The sequence below is a fragment of the Dysgonomonas sp. ZJ279 genome (genome assembly GCF_011039205.1).
GTDB lineage: Bacteria > Bacteroidota > Bacteroidia > Bacteroidales > Dysgonomonadaceae > Dysgonomonas.
Window position 1 is genome coordinate 331,053 of record NZ_JAAKEL010000002.1, and the last position, 17,855, is coordinate 348,907.

16 protein-coding genes and 1 pseudogene are annotated in these 17,855 nt (G+C 34.5%); 3 read left to right on the forward strand and 14 right to left on the reverse strand.

The features are described from left to right. Nucleotides 1-208 precede the first annotated feature (208 nt). The 6 genes and pseudogenes from G7Y57_RS05250 to G7Y57_RS05275 form a co-directional block, all read right to left on the reverse strand. On the reverse strand, nt 209-1,447 hold the full coding sequence (locus G7Y57_RS05250; protein ID WP_165021144.1) for a DUF418 domain-containing protein: 1,239 nt from the start codon (nt 1,445-1,447) through the stop codon (nt 209-211). Between the two features lie 147 nt (nt 1,448-1,594). Then, nucleotides 1,595-2,299 carry a LytR/AlgR family response regulator transcription factor gene (locus G7Y57_RS05255; RefSeq protein WP_165021145.1) on the reverse strand — a complete coding sequence of 235 codons (705 nt, stop codon included), beginning with the start codon at nt 2,297-2,299 and terminating at the stop codon, nt 1,595-1,597. Between the two features lie 7 nt (nt 2,300-2,306). Continuing rightward, a pseudogene (locus tag G7Y57_RS05260) lies at nt 2,307-3,320 on the reverse strand (sensor histidine kinase). A 124-nt stretch (nt 3,321-3,444) separates the two neighbouring features. After that, nucleotides 3,445-3,681 (reverse strand): YecH family metal-binding protein, encoded by a 237-nt coding sequence (locus G7Y57_RS05265; RefSeq protein WP_165021146.1) that lies wholly within the window; start codon nt 3,679-3,681, stop codon nt 3,445-3,447. Nucleotides 3,682-3,783: 102 nt separating this feature from the next. Continuing rightward, nucleotides 3,784-4,782 carry a glycosyltransferase gene (locus G7Y57_RS05270; protein ID WP_165021147.1) on the reverse strand — a complete coding sequence of 333 codons (999 nt, stop codon included), beginning with the start codon at nt 4,780-4,782 and terminating at the stop codon, nt 3,784-3,786. A gap of 108 nt (nt 4,783-4,890) precedes the next feature. Beyond that, nucleotides 4,891-5,580 carry an SGNH/GDSL hydrolase family protein gene (locus tag G7Y57_RS05275; RefSeq protein WP_165021148.1) on the reverse strand — a complete coding sequence of 230 codons (690 nt, stop codon included), beginning with the start codon at nt 5,578-5,580 and terminating at the stop codon, nt 4,891-4,893. A gap of 744 nt (nt 5,581-6,324) precedes the next feature. Between G7Y57_RS05275 and sppA the strand changes: the two genes are divergently transcribed. Genes sppA through G7Y57_RS05290 form a run of 3 tightly spaced genes read left to right on the forward strand, consistent with a single transcriptional unit; the run spans nt 6,325 to nt 9,962 of the window. Further along, complete coding sequence (gene sppA, locus G7Y57_RS05280) at nt 6,325-8,079, forward strand: signal peptide peptidase SppA (RefSeq protein ID WP_165021149.1); 1,755 nt, start codon at nt 6,325-6,327, stop codon at nt 8,077-8,079. A gap of 7 nt (nt 8,080-8,086) precedes the next feature. After that, the gene (lpxK, locus tag G7Y57_RS05285) at nt 8,087-9,193 is read left to right on the forward strand and encodes a tetraacyldisaccharide 4'-kinase (RefSeq protein WP_165021150.1); all 1,107 of its coding nucleotides are present in this window, start codon (nt 8,087-8,089) and stop codon (nt 9,191-9,193) included. Further along, nucleotides 9,150-9,962: a purine-nucleoside phosphorylase gene (locus G7Y57_RS05290; RefSeq protein ID WP_165021151.1), complete on the forward strand. Its 813-nt coding sequence runs from the start codon at nt 9,150-9,152 to the stop codon at nt 9,960-9,962. The genes lpxK and G7Y57_RS05290 overlap by 44 nt, the downstream gene beginning before the upstream one ends. A 68-nt stretch (nt 9,963-10,030) precedes the next feature. Here G7Y57_RS05290 and deoC read toward each other — a convergent pair whose 3' ends face one another. From deoC to G7Y57_RS05330, 8 genes are all read right to left on the reverse strand, one after another. After that, on the reverse strand, nt 10,031-10,894 hold the full coding sequence (gene deoC / locus G7Y57_RS05295) for a deoxyribose-phosphate aldolase (RefSeq protein WP_165021152.1): 864 nt from the start codon (nt 10,892-10,894) through the stop codon (nt 10,031-10,033). Between the two features lies 1 nt (nt 10,895). Continuing rightward, the gene (locus G7Y57_RS05300) at nt 10,896-11,222 is read right to left on the reverse strand and encodes a nucleotide pyrophosphohydrolase (RefSeq protein ID WP_165021153.1); all 327 of its coding nucleotides are present in this window, start codon (nt 11,220-11,222) and stop codon (nt 10,896-10,898) included. Beyond that, the gene (dtd, locus tag G7Y57_RS05305) at nt 11,223-11,675 is read right to left on the reverse strand and encodes a D-aminoacyl-tRNA deacylase (RefSeq protein WP_165021154.1); all 453 of its coding nucleotides are present in this window, start codon (nt 11,673-11,675) and stop codon (nt 11,223-11,225) included. It abuts the gene before it with no gap. Nucleotides 11,676-11,779: 104 nt separating this feature from the next. Further along, on the reverse strand, nt 11,780-12,376 hold the full coding sequence (locus G7Y57_RS05310) for an HdeD family acid-resistance protein (RefSeq protein WP_165021155.1): 597 nt from the start codon (nt 12,374-12,376) through the stop codon (nt 11,780-11,782). A gap of 98 nt (nt 12,377-12,474) precedes the next feature. Beyond that, nucleotides 12,475-14,271, reverse strand: coding sequence for an excinuclease ABC subunit UvrC (gene uvrC, locus G7Y57_RS05315; protein ID WP_165021156.1), 1,797 nt, complete (start codon nt 14,269-14,271; stop codon nt 12,475-12,477). A 71-nt stretch (nt 14,272-14,342) separates the two neighbouring features. Continuing rightward, nucleotides 14,343-14,894, reverse strand: a complete 552-nt coding sequence (locus G7Y57_RS05320; protein WP_165021157.1) for an adenine phosphoribosyltransferase — start codon at nt 14,892-14,894, stop codon at nt 14,343-14,345. Between the two features lie 116 nt (nt 14,895-15,010). Further along, complete coding sequence (mnmG, locus tag G7Y57_RS05325; RefSeq protein WP_165021158.1) at nt 15,011-16,885, reverse strand: tRNA uridine-5-carboxymethylaminomethyl(34) synthesis enzyme MnmG; 1,875 nt, start codon at nt 16,883-16,885, stop codon at nt 15,011-15,013. 122 nt (nt 16,886-17,007) lie between these two features. Next, the gene (locus tag G7Y57_RS05330; protein WP_165021159.1) at nt 17,008-17,748 is read right to left on the reverse strand and encodes a copper homeostasis protein CutC; all 741 of its coding nucleotides are present in this window, start codon (nt 17,746-17,748) and stop codon (nt 17,008-17,010) included. Nucleotides 17,749-17,855 lie beyond the last annotated feature (107 nt).

The following is a 17,855-nucleotide window of genomic DNA, read 5'->3' on the forward strand; positions in this document are numbered from 1 at the left end:
GTACACATATTATTTTATTCTTTAAAGATAAAATAAATTACTTAATTCAGTAAATGTGTAGTGTCTGATATAACGTGAATTAATTATCCATATATTATTTTCATTACATATACATAAAACAGAGAGGAGCAAGAGAATAATTCATTGTCATCAATTTCAAGAAGAAGTGCCCTCTCTGTTTTAGTTTGTTTCTGCCTTGTTTTACAAACTATGCTTTACGCAATGGTTGCCACTTAAGATAAGTACCGGATCGCCACAACCACTCCAATGGTCCATAACGAAACTTTTTCAACCAATAATGGCTTATTATAATTTGTATAGCGTATACTACCAATCCCAGTGCAAATACTTCTGTTGTACCCCAAGTACCAAAGATTGCACCAAATCCCCACGCCGAAAATATAAAAGCACCCAATATACCTTGCATCTCATAGTTTGTCAGCCCCATACGTCCATAAGGAGTTAGCACATTCAAATATTTTCCAATGCTTTTGATCTGATAAAGGACAATAAATCCAAGGGCTAAGGCTCCTGAAAATATCACAATCTGAATATCGTTTAGAGCTGTAACTGCAAGCAGCGCAAAAGATATATCAAAGCCAGGCGTCATAAGCATTCTGAAATTAAGTGGCTCCTGCGGAATTAAATTGAGTATCAAACTAATTACTGCGGATGAAAGCGCAAATCCGAAAAAGAGGATTATATTTCTTTTCTGCTTGGTCTGAACATCTTCGAAGAAGCGCAAACGACCTATAACTAAACCCAGTATAAAAAGTGCCAATGTGATATATCCACGTCCATACATCCCGAACTGGTAGTTTAGCTTTCCTTGTAGTTTGAAAGTTAAGTTTTCTTTAGCCGAATTAATAAACGAAGGCTTTGCTGTGTTAGACATTGCAGGTCGTCGTGCAGGTTGGCTCGTTTCCGATACTTGTTCTGTTTTTACAATACGGTCGTAACCTGTCATTAATGCTCGGGGAGCACCCAATAGTAGTAAACTGGCAATAAGTATCAATATCCAATTTTTTAATGGGAAAAGGAAGACCATTATAATTCCGAATACTGCATATATAGATAAAATATCAGCAGTAAAAAAACAGTTTCCAATCACACCTATAACAAAAAGTATAGCCATCCGCCATAAGAAGCGTTTACGAAAATCAATTCCTTTTTTTGCAGCGCTATCCATCTGTATAAAGAAGCTCAATCCAAACAGACAGGCGAAAATATTAATAAACCTCCCCATTATAACGTTTTGTGAAAGCCATTGAATAGCTTCGTCCAACATAGGAAACAAAGACTCGTCAGGTCTCACACCAGAAAATATACCGAAGCGCTGCAACATGTGCATAAGTATAACACCAAGCAGAGCGAATCCCCTTAGTGCATCTATTACTGTAATCCTTCTAGTTTTAGTTGCCTCGTTACTCAAGTTTATTGTTTGCATAAAGAATATACTTAATATTTATAATTCTTGATTTTCACAAAGATTTAATAAATATCTAGTATTTGTATTAAAGGGCAGATTAACACGAAAAGATTAATACTTAACACGAAAAAGGACTCTTATTTTATGAGGATGTGACACACTTATTTATTCATTTACTATCCATACTTTAAAATCTGCAGCTTTATTTTTACTGACATAAATGCGTTCCGGAACATCAATATCGAGTGTAACAAGCAAGCGATTGTCAAACCAAATAGTTATATCCTTAATACTCTCACGAGCTATGATATACTGTTTGTTGGCACGATAAAAATCTGCAGGATTCAACGATAAAAATATTTGTTCCAATGTTTTAGCGTAAGGATAGGATTGACCGTTTTTTAGGTAAATATGGGTACTCTTATCTGTTGTATAAAAATAGGAAACCTCCCGTAAATTTATTGGGAGCAACTTATCTTTTATTGGAATCAAAAACTTGTCTTTATATCGTGATGTTGGCGCTAGTTGTGTTAATCTGGATAAATATTCAACGACTTCGGATTGAGTCCATTTCTTAAATTTATTAAGAGCACGCTCCAGTTCTTCCGACTTGATAGGCTTTAGCAAATAATCTACACTATTAAGTTTAAAGGCTTCAATTGCGTATTCATCATAAGCCGTTGTGAAAATAATGGGGGTTTCTACTTCTATAACATCAAATATGAGAAACGAAGAACCGTCTGACAAATGAATAGTTTGACTAACACTTTCTGTATTGCCTATGACTTCTATAGAAGAATCAATATCCTTTAGTATTTCCACTAAGCTTTCGTAAGCAGCTGTTTCATCTTCTACTATCAATACTTTCATAATACTGCTATTTTAGTGGTAAATATACACTGAAAATCATACTATCATTTTCAACTCTTATTCGTTTATCCATCAGCAATGAAAATCGCTTTTCCAAATTCTTTAGTCCTGTACCGTTAGTTATGGGCGATGACAGTTTAGAATATATAGGATTAGATATAACCAGCTCTTGTTCTTCATTCAGACGTATAGTAACTTCCATCTTATGATCGCTATCAATCATATTATGAACAACTATATTGTCAAGAAGAGGAAGAATGGATAGAACAGGTATTTTATACGACAATTTTTCCTTATCTATCTCTATATGATATACCAGTTTATTTGCAAAACGAACTTCCATCATATAGCGAAACGCATCTACAAATTCCAGTTCTTCGCCCAAGGTCACAAGTCCTTTTTTATCACTTTGCAAAATATAGCGGAAAACGTCTGAGAGCTTATTCACATAGGTAAGTGTTACTTCATTGTCCTTTTTGCGGATCAGTGAAGTCAAGCCATTTAATGAATTAAAGAAAAAATGCGGATTTATTTGATTTGTAAGTGCATCATAGCGGCTTTGCAAATTTTCAATTTTAAGTTGTTCTATTTCTTGTTCTTTGTTCCTTTGTTCTTTATATAACAAAAAAATGTGTCCTATAAAAGTACCTAAAAGGCACATTATAAAAAATTGAAATAATATTAAACTACCAAAATGCCTAACCATCGAATAGATTAAGAATGACGTCACGCCGTAAATAGCATAAGCAGCAATACTAATCAGGGCATTATACCCAAAACGCACCTTAAAAGAAGAAGTCTTTATTTTTTGTAAATTGATTTTTATCAATAAGAAGATCAAGGCTGTGTAAAAAGCATAGCGAAAAACAAAAAAAGCTATATAACTCACTCATCTAGCCTCTTCCAGTTTACTCAACTCCCAAGGTATCCAGGTTATTTCGGGATATATGACAAATAATGCACATATCATACTTATAAGAACAAACTTATAAGGACTATATATATTTGATAAATTTTTCATTCTTGATTTAGAGGATTAATAATTATTTCTTCCTCAATGTACGAAAATAGATATTTTCATTCTCAAATGAATAACTAATCCTGCTAAAACGAAAAAAGAAAACATTAAGACGAAAATATTCTCGTTAATGATTACATACTTTACTTATATCCACAGTAAACCCTTCTTCCTCTGTTGATTTAAATTTACCTTTATTTTTTAAGAATATAATGAGTTGATCCACATCCATATCTTTGGCCGAACAAGCATAAAAATGCTGCTCTTTTCCAAACTTTTTAATAATAGCTTCTTTTAATGAAGACTCTGTATAGCTGTTTCCTTCCATCATATGAAGTACTTCGTGTGCGTGTAACTGTTCCATAAGAATTTGTATTTGTAAATTATTAAGTACAAAAATACAAATTAGGGTAAGATAAAATCTGTAACAATTGTTACTCAAAAAGAGATAGTTGAAAGAAAAATACTATTTGAATAGTTTTACAAGAAAAGAAAAAATAATAACAGTGGGTTTCAAATGGAATAGGGTAGATAAATTCTCTTTTTTGTATAGATAATTTATACATTTCATCATCAGTTCACTTTCCCTTATACATCGTATTTCAGCAATCGCTTTTTGTAATGGAAACAAGAGTAGAGCTTGCCTCGAAGCACTATATAAGGAACATACAATATTTTTAGACAAATAGTATTGACATTTATCTTCACTAATTCCATTTTGATTCAGAAATAAATATAATTCTGTAAAATATGAAATTCTATTCTTTACCGATCGGTAGTCATATATTTTCCCCGTATTATTTGAATGAAAAACATGATGGTACAAATAATCTGAAACTATGCCTAAATTATTAAGTTTACGATAAACTTCAATAAAAAATATCCCATCTTCGGAGCATATCTTTCTCGAATCTAAGAATTGTATATTATTCTCTGTCAGAAAATCTGCTTTATAGATATGATTCCATATAACACACGAAATATTACCGTTACTAACATTCTCATATATCCATTCTTTGTTTGAAGCATCTGTCGAAATATCGGGATATTTGTATTGTTCGTCGATATTTTCAGATCCCGAAGCCTTCACATAAACACAAGTGAAATTACATCTAACAACATCAAGTTCTTCTTGTTCAGCCTTTTTATACAATAATTCGTACATCGTAGGTTCACTATAATCATCATGATCATGAAAACCTATGTACTTTCCCCGAGCCATTTTCATTCCTTTATTTCGGCTCAATCCTGTATGTAAATTTTCCTCGTTATATATTAGCTTTATGCGATTATCCTTTGCAGCAAACGTTTCAGCAACTTTATCGCTACCGTCTGAAGGACAATCGAGAACAAGAATAATTTCAATTTCTTCGATTGTCTGATTAACCAAAGAAGCCAAACATTTTTCAAAATAATGCCCGGCATTATGAACAGGAACAATAATACTTACTTTAGGTTGATTCATTATTTGTTATAAATTACAAAACTGATCAGTCAAATAAAATTAATATCTTATTTCACACAATTTACATATCAGAAAACAGGAGCATATAAATATATGGGTTAGTATCAATCATTCAATTACCTTATCTATTACTTTCTTAGCTATCACTTCCATTACTTCATATCCTCGTATTGTAGGATGTACACCATCCGAACCGTAACCTTCTATCATAGCCCCATTAGCATCACGCATCTCTATGTTATAATCTATATAATCGAAACCATTAGCTTCGGCATATGCCTTAATATTAGCATTCAGTGCATCTATTGTTTGAGGTACATTTTTAATCTCGGTTCTCCATGGGTATTCTCCTACAGGAAGAACAGACGATAAAATTACTTTTATACCATTAGCTTTAGCAATTTCAGCCATTGACTTAATATTGTCGAAAGTATATACAGGATTATATTTACCTGTATTTTCAGCTATATCGTTTGTTCCTATGTTAATAATAACTGCTGTAGGCTGAAGATCTACTACATCCTGACGAAAACGAAGCAATAATTGAGGACTAGTCTGTCCACCGATCCCTCTTCCTATATAGTTATTAGCGGTAAAGAAATCAGGTCGCATATTTACCCAACCTTCAGTAATAGAATTACCTATAAACACAACTCTTTTCTCACCCTGTTGAGGCGAAGCTAATTCACTGTTAGCCTTGGCATATTTATCAAAATTAGGTGCTTCACTAAGACTTTGGGCATTAAGATAGATATTCATAGCAAATAAGAAAGACAAAATAAATACTGATTTTTTCATGTGTATTGAATTTAAATATTTGATAATCAACAGCTATATAGTTTACATATAACCACTTTTATAAGAGAGAATAAAAATAACACTTTTCTATTTGAATTTTATGACAAAGTGAATTAATTCTGAAACTTAAATCTGATTTCAAATCAATGTTATTAAAACATATATATAATAAGGTTTTTATTTAATTCCTTTTCAAAAAAATCATACTTGTATTTATAGGCTGTTAATTGTGTTTATCCTTTTTTTGTATATTACTTGTATATATCGTTCTTAAATGTCTGTTTACATACAAATCTTAGTTATTAACAATGATAAAAGCAGCCAATTTATTTATATAAAGGAGATTGTGAACTTTATTAAAATACTGTTAATAACTATTTTTGTTAATAACTATTTTTTGTAATTATTCACTATTGATGTTAATAACCCTTTCAAATACGAATGATAAATAGCTGTGATTTTTTAGTTATCATCTGCGACTAATTTCATATATGTTCTTTAGTTTGGAAAAGCAATGGTTATTGTTTGAAAAATATATCAACACTTATTAACAGGTTATCAACACTGTTTTGTTGATTGTGAAAAGTAGAGTTTAAAGGGGCTTATAACCTAAAGATACAAACTTTATCAGCTATTTTGTAAAAAACTGTTATATATAGGTAACCAATGTGATTATGTACTCTATTAAATAGCATATTGTTAGATAAATATATATTTTTGTTAAATATAATTGAAAATCGAATTATGAAAGGATTTTTTAAAAATGTGTTAGCATCTATGTTGGGATGCTTTGTAGTCTTAGGACTTTTCTTTTTTATGCTTTTTGCAGGACTTGCTGCTATGATACTCAGTTCGGATCAGCAGTATAATTTGAAAGATAATACAGTCTTAACTATTAGACTTGAGGGAACTTTATCCGATAGATCGAATCCGAATCCTCTTTATGAGTTGTTTGGTATAAGTCAAAACGATCAGATGGGACTTGATGATATTCTTTCGTCTATTAAAAAAGCAAAGGAGAACGATAAAATTAAAGGTATTTATATCAATGCCGGAGCTTTTGCAGCATCGGGTGCTTCGCTTAAGGAAATAAGAGATCAGTTGGTCGATTATAAAGAAAGCGGAAAATTCCTAGTTGCTTATGCTGATGTGTATACACAAGGTTGTTACTATCTATCTACAGCAGCCGATAAAGTAATCCTCAATCCTCAGGGAAATCTGGATTTACATGGTTATTCTTCTTCACCTATGTTCTACAAAGGACTATTGGAAAAATTAGGTATAGAAATGCAGATTTTCAAAGTAGGTACTTTCAAATCGGCAGTAGAACCGTTTATTCTTGACAAGATGAGTGATGCTAACAGAGAACAAGTATCTTCTTTTATGGGTGATTCATGGTCGACCATTCTTTCTGAAATATCCGTATCAAGAAATATATCGGTAGATAAATTGAATATTCTTACTGATTCGATGCCATTATTTCGCGATCCTGTGGTTAATGTACAAGATCGTTTGATAGATACTTTAATGTATGAAACTGAGGCAAGACAATATATTCAAACACTTGCCGGTGTAGAAAAGAAAGAAGATTTACGATTGGCTTCTGTTAAGAATATGTCGTCTGTATCGTTTCTTAAGAAAGATAAATCGGATGATATAATTGCTGTATTATATGCAGAAGGTACTATCAATGTAGGCACGTCGAGAGATGGTATTACCGATAGAAGATATGTAAGAGAAATAGAAAAATTAAAAGATAACGATAAAGTAAAAGCCGTTGTTTTACGTGTCAACTCTCCGGGAGGTAGTGCTTACGCATCGGAACAAATATGGAAAGCTATTACCGATCTTAAAGCAAAGAAACCGGTAGTAGTTTCTATGGGAGATCTTGCTGCATCGGGCGGATACTATATCTCTTGTAATGCTTCTAAAATTATAGCTCAACCAAATACATTAACAGGGTCGATAGGTATATTCGGTATGTTTCCGAATGCAGAAGGGCTGACAAAGAAAGTAGGTCTTACATTTGATAATGTGAAAACAAATAAATTCTCGGATTTTGGTGATATCACTCGCCCAATGAGAGACGATGAAAAGGTAATGCTTCAAAATTTCGTAGAAAAAGGGTATGATTTATTTCTTACTCGTTGTTCTGAAGGTCGTGGTATTCCGAAAGATTCTTTAGATAATATAGCTCAGGGGCGTGTATGGACAGGAAATCAAGCTCTTAAAATTGGACTTGTGGATGCTCTTGGTGGAATAGATGTTGCTATAAAAGAAGCTGCAAAATTGGCTGAATTAGAAGATTATGCGCTGTCAGGTTTCCCTGTAAAAGTAGATTTCTTTGAGGCTTTATTTTCCGATCAGAAAGAAGAAATGACCACTCGTGCCATGAAGGAATATTTAGGTGTCGATTACGAGCTATTTAAACTAATGAAAGAAATTAAAGAACAGGATTTTATACAAGCCCGTTTACCTTACGACTTTCAAATAAAATAAATATATAATGATTACAAATCCACCCGTACGCATTAATAAATGGTTATTGCCGTTTTCATGGTTGTACGGGCTTATTGTGTTTTTTCGGAATAAGTTATTCGATTGGAAAATACTGAAGTACGAAGAATTTGATATTCCTGTTATTTGTATAGGAAATATTACGGCGGGTGGTACAGGAAAAACGCCACACACCGAATATTTGATAGAAATACTTCAGGATAAATATCGTGTAGCAGTATTGAGTCGTGGTTATAAGCGAAAAACAAAGGGATTTGTATTAGCTACAAGTGAGTCTACCAGTTTGGAAATAGGTGATGAGTCTTTCCAGATCAAACAGAAATATCCGAATGCTATTATAGCTGTGGATGGAAATAGGAGAAGGGGTATTAATGAATTGCTTGCACTAGAAAAACCTCCGCAGGTTATCTTGTTAGACGATGCTTTTCAACATCGTTATGTGAAGCCGTCTTACACTATTATCCTTTCCGATTATAACAGACCCATTTATGAAGATAAATTGCTTCCTGCCGGCAGATTACGGGAATCAGCAATGCATGTTCGTAAGGCCAGTATGGTGATTGTAACAAAATGCCCTCAGAAATTGCAACCCATAGAATACCGCATTATATCGCATAATATAAATACATTCCCTTATCAGAGCCTTTTCTTTACCAGCTTTAATTATCAGAACCTTAAGCCGGTATTTAGTGAGAACGAACAGGAGATTGATTTGGATTATCTGGATGATAAAGATATATTATTGGTTACAGGAATAGCCTCGCCTAAAATGATAATTGAAAAACTATCGGAGTATACCAATAAAGTAGAAGCAATGATCTATCCCGATCATCATGCTTTCAAGGCAAGAGATATTAAGGATATAGCAAATAAATTCGAGGCTATACAATCGGTAAATAAGATTATATTAGTAACAGAAAAAGATGCTGCTCGACTAGTATTGCGAGATGATATTGACGAGCAATTAAAATCTTCGTTTTACTATCTTCCTATCGAAGTTGTTTTTTCGGATGAGGAGAGTAAACAACAATTTAAAGACAAAATATATAAGCATGTTAAAGAAAATACAGGAAACCGCGCATTTTATAAAAGATAAAGTAGAAGTTATTCCTAATATAGCTATCATTTTAGGCACCGGATTGGGTGAGCTTGCACATGAAATAAGTGATAAAAAAGAAATCCCATACGAACAGATACCAAACTTTCCTCTATCGACAGTAGAGGGGCATAGTGGTAAGTTGATTTTCGGAAAACTGGGTGGTAAAGACGTTATTGCAATGCAAGGACGCTTTCATTTTTACGAAGGTTATAATATGAAAGAAGTTACTTTTCCTATCCGCGTATTTCAGGCATTGGGTATAGAATATCTATTTGTTTCGAATGCAGCTGGTGGAATGAATGGTAGTTTCGATATAGGTGATATTATGCTTATCGACGATCATATAAATCTGTTTCCGGAACACCCGCTCCATGGCAAAAATTATAAAGAATTAGGAGTCCGCTTTCCCGATATGAGTGAGGCTTACAATAAAGAACTTCGTTTGATGGCAATGCAAGTTGCCAAGGATAATAATATAAAATTGCAGCATGGAGTTTATATAGGTACGCAAGGTCCTACATTCGAAACACCTTCCGAATACAATTATTTCCGTATAATAGGAGGGGATGCAGTCGGTATGTCTACAGTACCGGAAGTTATCGTAGCTAATCATGCTAAAATGAAGGTGCTGGCATTCTCTATAATCACCGATTTGGGTGTAATAGGTAAGATAGTCGAATGTACACACGAAGATGTCCAGGAGGCAGCTAAAATAGCTCAGCCGAAGATGGCATTTATTATGCAGGAGATCATAAAGAAGATCTAAATTTGAAAATAAAAATGGAGAACAGATAGCTGTTCTCCATTTTCTTTATTAATAATAGTTGGTGATAATTATTTTATACTATTGATCAGGTTACCGGCCAAACGGCTTGCACCGATACGGAAATATTCATTAGACAAATACTCGTCGCCTAGCACCTCTTTTACTATTGTATAATACTTTACGGCCTCTTCTGTCGTAGAAATACCACCGGAAGCTTTAAAACCCGATTTTATGCCTGTTTTAGTTTCGTATTCTTTAATAGCTGTACACATTACATAAGCTGCTTCTAGTGAAGCTCCTTCATATCCTTTGCCTGTAGAAGTCTTTATAAAATCTGCTCCCGAATAAAGCGATAGGATAGAGGCTTTCATTATATTCGAGGCCGATTTGAGAGCTCCTGTTTCGAGGATTACTTTCAGTTTAGCATCGCGGCATGTATCTTTTATTTCACTTATTTCCTCCGAAAGTTCTTCGTAATTTTCCTCAAGAAAGTATCCTAAATTAAGCACTATATCTATTTCGTCGGCTCCTGCTGCTACTGCAAGAGCAGCTTCGGCTACCTTTATTTCGGTAAAGGTCTGAGATGAAGGGAAGCCTCCAGCAACAGCAGCGATTTTCACATCGGCTATCAATGCTTCTTTTACCACTTCGGCAAAGTTAGGGTATACGCATATTGCTGCTACATTCGGTGTATCGGATGAACCATCGAAATCGTTTACTTTTTCGGTAAAGTTCCATATATCTTCACGTGTATCGGTAGCATTCAGCGATGTGAGATCAATGCATGAATAGATACGTTTATATGCTTCTTTTGTATTATTAGCTGCAAATTTTTTGCTGATTATCTCGTTCACAGTAGCTGTTATGTCTTCATCTTTGATGTCAGTTTTATACTTATTCAGCGCGTCGAGATATTTATTTGTTTCGGCCATTTTATTTTAGTTTTTCGTTATTTATATGTCTGTCTTTATCCCTGTTTGTTTTTTTCTCCATATTCTTTTTGAAGGCTTCTGTGAGGTTTATTCCTGTCTGATTGGCTATGCAGATCAGTACCCAGAGTACATCGGCCATCTCGTCCCCTAAATCTTTTGCCAAGTCTGATTTTTTGAATGACTGGTCACCATAAGTTCGGGCCATTATGCGAGCTAGTTCTCCTACTTCTTCGGTAAGGATAGCCATATTGGTCAATTCATTAAAGTAGCGGACACCAATAGTTTGTATCCAGTTGTCTACTTCTTGTTGAGCTTCTTCTATTGTCATTTATTCTTTGTTTTTAGAATCGATCCAGATAGTTACCGGACCATCGTTTATTAACTCCACTTGCATGTCTGCACCGAAAATACCTGTCTGTACCTGTTTGTTCAATAGCTTTTGGAGGTTGTCGCAAAACTCGTTGTAAAGAGGAATCGCAATATCAGGTTTAGATGCACGAATATAAGATGGGCGGTTGCCCTTCTTGGTCGAAGCATGCAGTGTAAATTGCGATATGACCAATATTTCGCCATCTATATCAGTTATTGGCAAATTCATAATTCCCTTTTCATCATCAAAGATACGAAGATTAATTGCTTTGTTGCAAAGCCATTCTATATCTTCCTGATTATCACTATCTTCTATTCCAACAAAGATTAATAATCCTTTTCCTATCTCTCCTTTTATCGTATTATCTATTGTTACCGATGCTTTTTTAACCCGTTGTATAAGTATTCTCATTACGTATATCTTAAAAATAAAGGTCGCATATCAAAGTTGATATGCGACCTTAAAATTAGGTATTTATTTGTAAACAATTTCCTCCTAACTTTTAATTATGGAGTTTATTTATCTTCTAATATTTTTTCTACTTCCTCTATTTCTCCTCCCAATGCTTTTAATTTGAATGCATAGAATATTCTGAGGAGTCCGTAGCATATAAAGGTTATAGCTGTTAAGCCAACTATAAATCCGCTTGCAAATATGGGATTTACAATCAATACGAATGATAGCAACAGCCCTATTATTGCTAATACAAGCGCCCATCCCCAATTTTTAGCTCCGTGGCGTTGTAGTTCTATAGCGGCGCCGATTCCCCATACGGATTGGAACATTATCCAGAATCCGATAAAGAATATCAGAACGGCAATACTTTGTACGGGAAGTGCAATTAGTAAAAACCCGAAGAGCAGGTCTATAAATCCGCTTGCCAGTGTCCAACCCCATCCATTCAGGCTGTTTCTGTTTGATATTGCAAAAGAAATTTCAAATATACCACTGACGATGAAGCCGGCAACAAATACTGCGGATAAAGCAATAAGAGTTGTGTTAGGTGCTGCTATACACCATATACCTAGTATTACAGCTAATGCGCCTATTAGGAGTGATACCCACCAGTATTTAACTGCTTGTTTTACTGAACTTAATAAGCCATTTTTCATAATTTGAACAATTTAATTAGTGTTTTAGTCTTTTATATTTTAGGAAAGCACACTAAATAGTATGTGTACTTACTATCTATTATATAACAGACTATAGCTTATTTTTGTTCAAAATAATCTTTTAAAAGTTTGGCTCTGAAAACGCCCACAATTGCTTCTACTTCTGCCTGTGGAGCCATTTTTATTCGTTTTACACTTTTGAAATGTTTTAGGAGTATCCGTTTGGTTTCGTCACCGATACCTTTAATATTGTCTAGTTCCGATTTTACCTGAGCTTTACTTCTTTTGTTTCTATGGAAGGTAATTCCGAACCTATGTGCTTCATCCCTAAGGTATTGAATTACCTTTAGAGATTCTGAATTTTTGTCGAGATACAAAGGAACAGAGTCTTCGGGATAATATATTTCTTCGAGTCGTTTAGCAATACCCACAATCGCAACTTTTCCATATATACCAAGAGCTTTGAGAGATTCGCATGCTGCACTTAGTTGCCCCTTTCCTCCATCTATTACAATGAGTTGGGGTAGGGGAGTTTTCTCTTCTAGTAGCCTGTGATAGCGTCTGTATATAACTTCGCGCATTGTCGAAAAATCGTCAGGACCTTCTACTGTCTTTACATTAAAATGGCGGTAATCTCTCTTGGACGGTTTTCCCATTTTGAAAACAACACATGCCGATACTGGATTTGTTCCCTGTATATTCGAGTTATCGAAACATTCTATATGTGTCGGTAATTCTTTTAGGTTGAGATCTTTTTGTATATTTTTGAGAATGCGTGTATTTCGCTGTTCAGGATTTAGTGTTTCTGCTTTCTTTAGTTTATCAAGTTTATATTGTTTCACATTTTTAATTGAGAGGCCGAGTAGCTTGGCTTTATCACCTCGTTGAGGAATCGTAAATTCCACACCGCTAAGAATGAGATCGGGATAGAAGGGTACTACAATTTCTTTTGCTTTTGCACCGAATCGATTTTGCATTTCAAGAATACCCAATCCGAGCAATTCTTCTTTAGCTTCTTCCATTCTTTTTCTGTATTCGAACGTATATGCCTGTATGATAGCACCGTTATGTACACTTAAGTAGTTGATATATGCAGAGTTATCATCTTCGTCGTAGCTGTAAACATCTATATTATATTTAATGCTGCTAACTACGGTCGATTTACTTTTGAAGCTCTCTATGAGCATGTATTTTTCCTTTAGCTTGTGTGCCTCTTCAAAGTTTTGATTATCAGATAGTTTGATCATTTCATTGTAGATACCTTCGCTAACAGAATTGGTATCTCCACGCAAGATGCCTTTTATTGCTTCTATACTTTTATGATAATCCTCTAAAGATTGTAGTCCTTCACAAGGGCCCATACATCTTTTTATATGATACTCAAGACAAACTTTATATTTTCCGGAGGCTATATTTTCGGGTGTCAGACTTAGCGAGCATGTACGGATCGGATATATTTTGTGAATTGTTTCGAGTAATACTTTTATTGCATTTCCACTAGGGTAGGGGCCAAAATATAATGAATTGTCTTTTACAAGATTTCTTGTTTGTTCTACTCTTGGAAAATATTCGTTTCGGATAACAATAGATGCATACGTTTTGTCATCCTTCAGTAAGACATTATACCTTGGTTGTAATTCTTTTATTAAATTATTCTCGAGAAGAAAAGTATCTTCTTCAGTATCTACAATGATGTATTTTATATCCCTGATCTTACTTACTAAGACTCTGGTCTTTGTGCTATTATCGTGACTCTTAGTGAAATAGGATGATACTCTCTTCTTGAGATTTTTTGCTTTACCTACATATATAATAGTCCCTTTGTCATCAAAATATTGATAGCAACCAGGCTTTTCGGGAATATTTTGTATTATATTTTTTAGGTATTCTTTCATCCGAAATAATTTTATGCTAAGAAATTTCTATTAAATAAATATACTATTTTGATTTAAATAACCAAAATTATTTAAATAGAATATTTTAGCAATGCTTTTACTTCTATCTCTTCGGGAAATACTTCTCTGCCTGCTAATTCCTCGAGCTCTATAATAAAATTAACATATATCTTTTTTACGCCCATTCTTTTTACAAGCCTATATGCTGCAAGCATTGTTCCGCCGGTAGCAAGGAGATCATCGTGAAGAAGTATTACATCTTCACTGGTCAATGCATCTTTGTGAATTTGTATGCTATCCTCACCATATTCTTTTTCGTACAGTTCTTCGAAGACTTCAGCAGGTAATTTTCCGGGTTTGCGAATTGGTACAAATCCGGCTCCTAATTCGAGTGCCATAATGGGACCCATTATAAAACCTCTGGATTCTATCCCGACTACTTTAGTTATTCCTTTGTTTCTATATTCATCAAGTAATACCTCTGTAAGATCGAATAAAGATTCTTTGGTTTTAAATAGGGGAGTCACATCTTTAAATTGAATTCCTTCGATTGGAAAGTCTGGAATGTTTCTTACTGTTCTTCTCAGTTTTTCAATTTTAGACTCTTTTTCTTCTACTGTCATTTCTGCTTTTTAGTTTATGTTCCACGTGAAACATCATTTTTATTTTGTGCGTTTTCGATTCTTTTTCTGAATTTTTATTTTCTTTGTTTCACGCTGTTTCACGTGGAACATTTATTTTATCGCCCTAAAAGAATAAGTAAAATAGAGATATCATTTGGCGAAACTCCGGGTATTCTGCTTGCTTGTGCAATAGTTTCCGGATCTATATTTTTGAGCTTTTGTCTAGCCTCCGTAGATAAAGATAATATGTTTTCGTAATTTAATTTGCCTTTTATTTTTATGTTTTCAAGGCGGCTTATCTTATCTGCTATTATTTGCTCTCTCTTTATATAACCGTCATACTTTATAATAATCTCCGTAGCTTCTATTATCTCTTCTTTTCTATTCGGAATTTTATCAAGCTCTTCTTTGAAAGCCGGCACATATTCTGCTATATTGTTAATGGATATTTGTGGTCTTGTTATTACATCTTTTAGTTTAAGCCCATGTTTGAGAGGGGAGGTTCCTAATGCAATTAAGCCTTCATTTATATATCCGGGTTTCAAAGAATAGTTAGTAGCAAATTCTACAAGTCTGTTTATCTCTCCTTTTTTCTCTTTGAGCAGATCCATACGTTCTCTTTTTGCCAGACCTATATTGTAGGCTTTCTCAGTTAGGCGTGCATCTGCATCATCTTGCCTAAGTAGTATTCTATATTCAGCCCTAGAGGTAAACATACGATATGGTTCATCAACTCCTTTTGTAACAAGATCGTCAATTAATACACCTATATAAGCTTCGTCTCTTTGTAATGTATACTCGTTTCCACCGTGTGTGTTGATGTGTGCATTTATACCTGCGATTAGTCCTTGCCCTCCGGCTTCCTCATATCCTGTAGTTCCATTTATTTGTCCTGCGAAAAATAGATTTTTTACAAGCTTAGTTTCCAATGTATGTTTCAATTGTCTTGGATCGAAGAAATCATATTCGATTGCATACCCTGGTCTATATATGTGTATGTTTCTAAATGCAGGTACTTTTTGCAGAGCTTCGATTTGTATGTGGAGTGGGAGAGAGGATGAAAACCCATTTAAATAATATTCTTGAGTGTTTTCACCTTCTGGTTCCAGAAACAATTGGTGTGCTGTTTTTTCGGCAAAAGTTACAATCTTAGTTTCTATACTAGGGCAGTATCTTGGTCCGATACTTTTTATCTGTCCGTTATATAAAGGAGACTCATCTAAACCATTGCGTAATTCTGCATGCGTTTCTTCATTAGTGTAGGTAATCCAGCAACTTAATTGTTTTAATGTGCGGGGAGCAAAATCAAGATAAGAGAACTTATGAAAATCTTCTTCTCCTTTTTGTTCTTCCATTAAACTAAAATCGACGCTTCTACCGTCTATTCTGGCAGGTGTTCCGGTTTTCATTCTGTCGGTGGTAAAGCCTAATTCTTTCAGTTGTTCTGTGATACCGAATGATGCTGGTTCGGAAACCCGACCGCCTCCAAGTTGTACACTACCTATATGTATCAATCCATTCAGGAATGTCCCATTCGTGAGAACGACCGATTTGGCCGTGAAAGTAACTCCCATTGCAGTCTTTACTCCTTTTACTTCATTGTCTTCTATGACTAACGAATTCACCGTGTCTTGCCAGATAAATAGGTTATCCGTATTTTCAACTATTTCCCTCCATTTCAGTATGAATTGTGCACGGTCGCTTTGTGCTCGTGGACTCCACATGGCTGGTCCTTTCGATCGGTTAAGCATTCTGAATTGGATAGCTGTCTTATCGGTAACTATCCCCATTTGACCTCCAATAGCATCTATTTCTCTTACTATTTGTCCTTTGGCAATTCCACCGACTGCCGGATTGCAACTCATTTGTGCAATCTTATTCATATCCATAGTTATAAGGAGAGTTCTTGATCCCATGTTGGCGGCGGCTGTTGCTGCCTCACATCCGGCATGACCTGCTCCAACTACAATAACATCGTATTTAAAGTTCATCTTTTTATTCTATATCTTTGGTTTATTGGAGGTGCAAAGTTACTATTTTATATATTTTTACTTGTAGTATTTTAATTAATAAATATGTTGACCGAGAGGCTTTAAGTTAATTTATTTATTTTTCAAATATCTCTATTTGCATTTTCAATAGCTTGTTCTACTTTTTTGTAATCAGTAAGTAAGATAGAATACTCTTCATCTGGTGTCCCTAAACCTTCAGTTACGAATTCCATTCCTCCTTTATACTTGCTTCTGAACGAGCCATGAAATTCGGTTAAGCCTGTGGCCTCTACCAATTCTGAAATATTATTTTCTGTAATACCTGAACCCGGCATAATTATAATGCGATCACCGGCTTTTTCTATGAGTTGCTTAATTATTTCTTTCCCTTCTAAAGCCGTCTTTTTACCGCCGGAAGTGAGGATTCTGTCGCAGCCTAAATCGATGATATCTTCGAGCGATTGGAATAAATCGGCACATCGGTCGAATGCCCGATGAAAGGTAACACTCATCCTGTACTTTCTTGCGATTTGTATTAATTCCGCATTTCTGTTTTTGTCGATGGAACCGTCAGCATTTAACATACCGATAACTACTCCGTCACATTTTGATAAACCACAATGATGTACATCTCTTTTCATTATTTCGAACTCAAGATCATTGTACAGAAAGTCTCCACCACGTGGTCTTATTATCACATTTAACTGTATATCAATGTATTGTCTTGATAATTCTATTTGAGATAGGGCAGGTGTTGTACCTCCTTCAGCCAAATTATCGCATAATTCGACTCTTACGGCTCCTCCTCGTTGGGCTTCTATCGATGACTGCACCGAATTTGAACAAATTTCTAATGTTACCATGTGATTTTATTTTATAAGTGGACGACAAATATAGTGAATACAAAGTTATTACTTTATCTAATCGGATAGTACTGCTCTCATTACATTAATTATTTTTATGCGTAGAG

Excerpts from the sequence above, each read along its gene's own strand:
- G7Y57_RS05330 (WP_165021159.1), bottom strand. The coding sequence starts at position 17,748 with ATGGTAACATTAGAAATTTGTTCAAATTCGGTGCAGTCATCGATAGAA.
- G7Y57_RS05270 (WP_165021147.1), bottom strand. The coding sequence starts at position 4,782 with ATGAATCAACCTAAAGTAAGTATTATTGTTCCTGTTCATAATGCCGGG.
- deoC (WP_165021152.1), bottom strand. The coding sequence starts at position 10,894 with ATGGCCGAAACAAATAAATATCTCGACGCGCTGAATAAGTATAAAACT.
- lpxK (WP_165021150.1), top strand. The coding sequence starts at position 8,087 with ATGATTACAAATCCACCCGTACGCATTAATAAATGGTTATTGCCGTTT.
- G7Y57_RS05320 (WP_165021157.1), bottom strand. The coding sequence starts at position 14,894 with ATGACAGTAGAAGAAAAAGAGTCTAAAATTGAAAAACTGAGAAGAACA.
- G7Y57_RS05250 (WP_165021144.1), bottom strand. The coding sequence starts at position 1,447 with ATGCAAACAATAAACTTGAGTAACGAGGCAACTAAAACTAGAAGGATT.
- uvrC (WP_165021156.1), bottom strand. The coding sequence starts at position 14,271 with ATGAAAGAATACCTAAAAAATATAATACAAAATATTCCCGAAAAGCCT.
- G7Y57_RS05300 (WP_165021153.1), bottom strand. The coding sequence starts at position 11,222 with ATGACAATAGAAGAAGCTCAACAAGAAGTAGACAACTGGATACAAACT.
- G7Y57_RS05265 (WP_165021146.1), bottom strand. The coding sequence starts at position 3,681 with ATGGAACAGTTACACGCACACGAAGTACTTCATATGATGGAAGGAAAC.
- G7Y57_RS05310 (WP_165021155.1), bottom strand. The coding sequence starts at position 12,376 with ATGAAAAATGGCTTATTAAGTTCAGTAAAACAAGCAGTTAAATACTGG.
- G7Y57_RS05275 (WP_165021148.1), bottom strand. The coding sequence starts at position 5,580 with ATGAAAAAATCAGTATTTATTTTGTCTTTCTTATTTGCTATGAATATC.
- sppA (WP_165021149.1), top strand. The coding sequence starts at position 6,325 with ATGAAAGGATTTTTTAAAAATGTGTTAGCATCTATGTTGGGATGCTTT.
- mnmG (WP_165021158.1), bottom strand. The coding sequence starts at position 16,885 with ATGAACTTTAAATACGATGTTATTGTAGTTGGAGCAGGTCATGCCGGA.
- dtd (WP_165021154.1), bottom strand. The coding sequence starts at position 11,675 with ATGAGAATACTTATACAACGGGTTAAAAAAGCATCGGTAACAATAGAT.
- G7Y57_RS05255 (WP_165021145.1), bottom strand. The coding sequence starts at position 2,299 with ATGAAAGTATTGATAGTAGAAGATGAAACAGCTGCTTACGAAAGCTTA.
- G7Y57_RS05290 (WP_165021151.1), top strand. The coding sequence starts at position 9,150 with ATGTTAAAGAAAATACAGGAAACCGCGCATTTTATAAAAGATAAAGTA.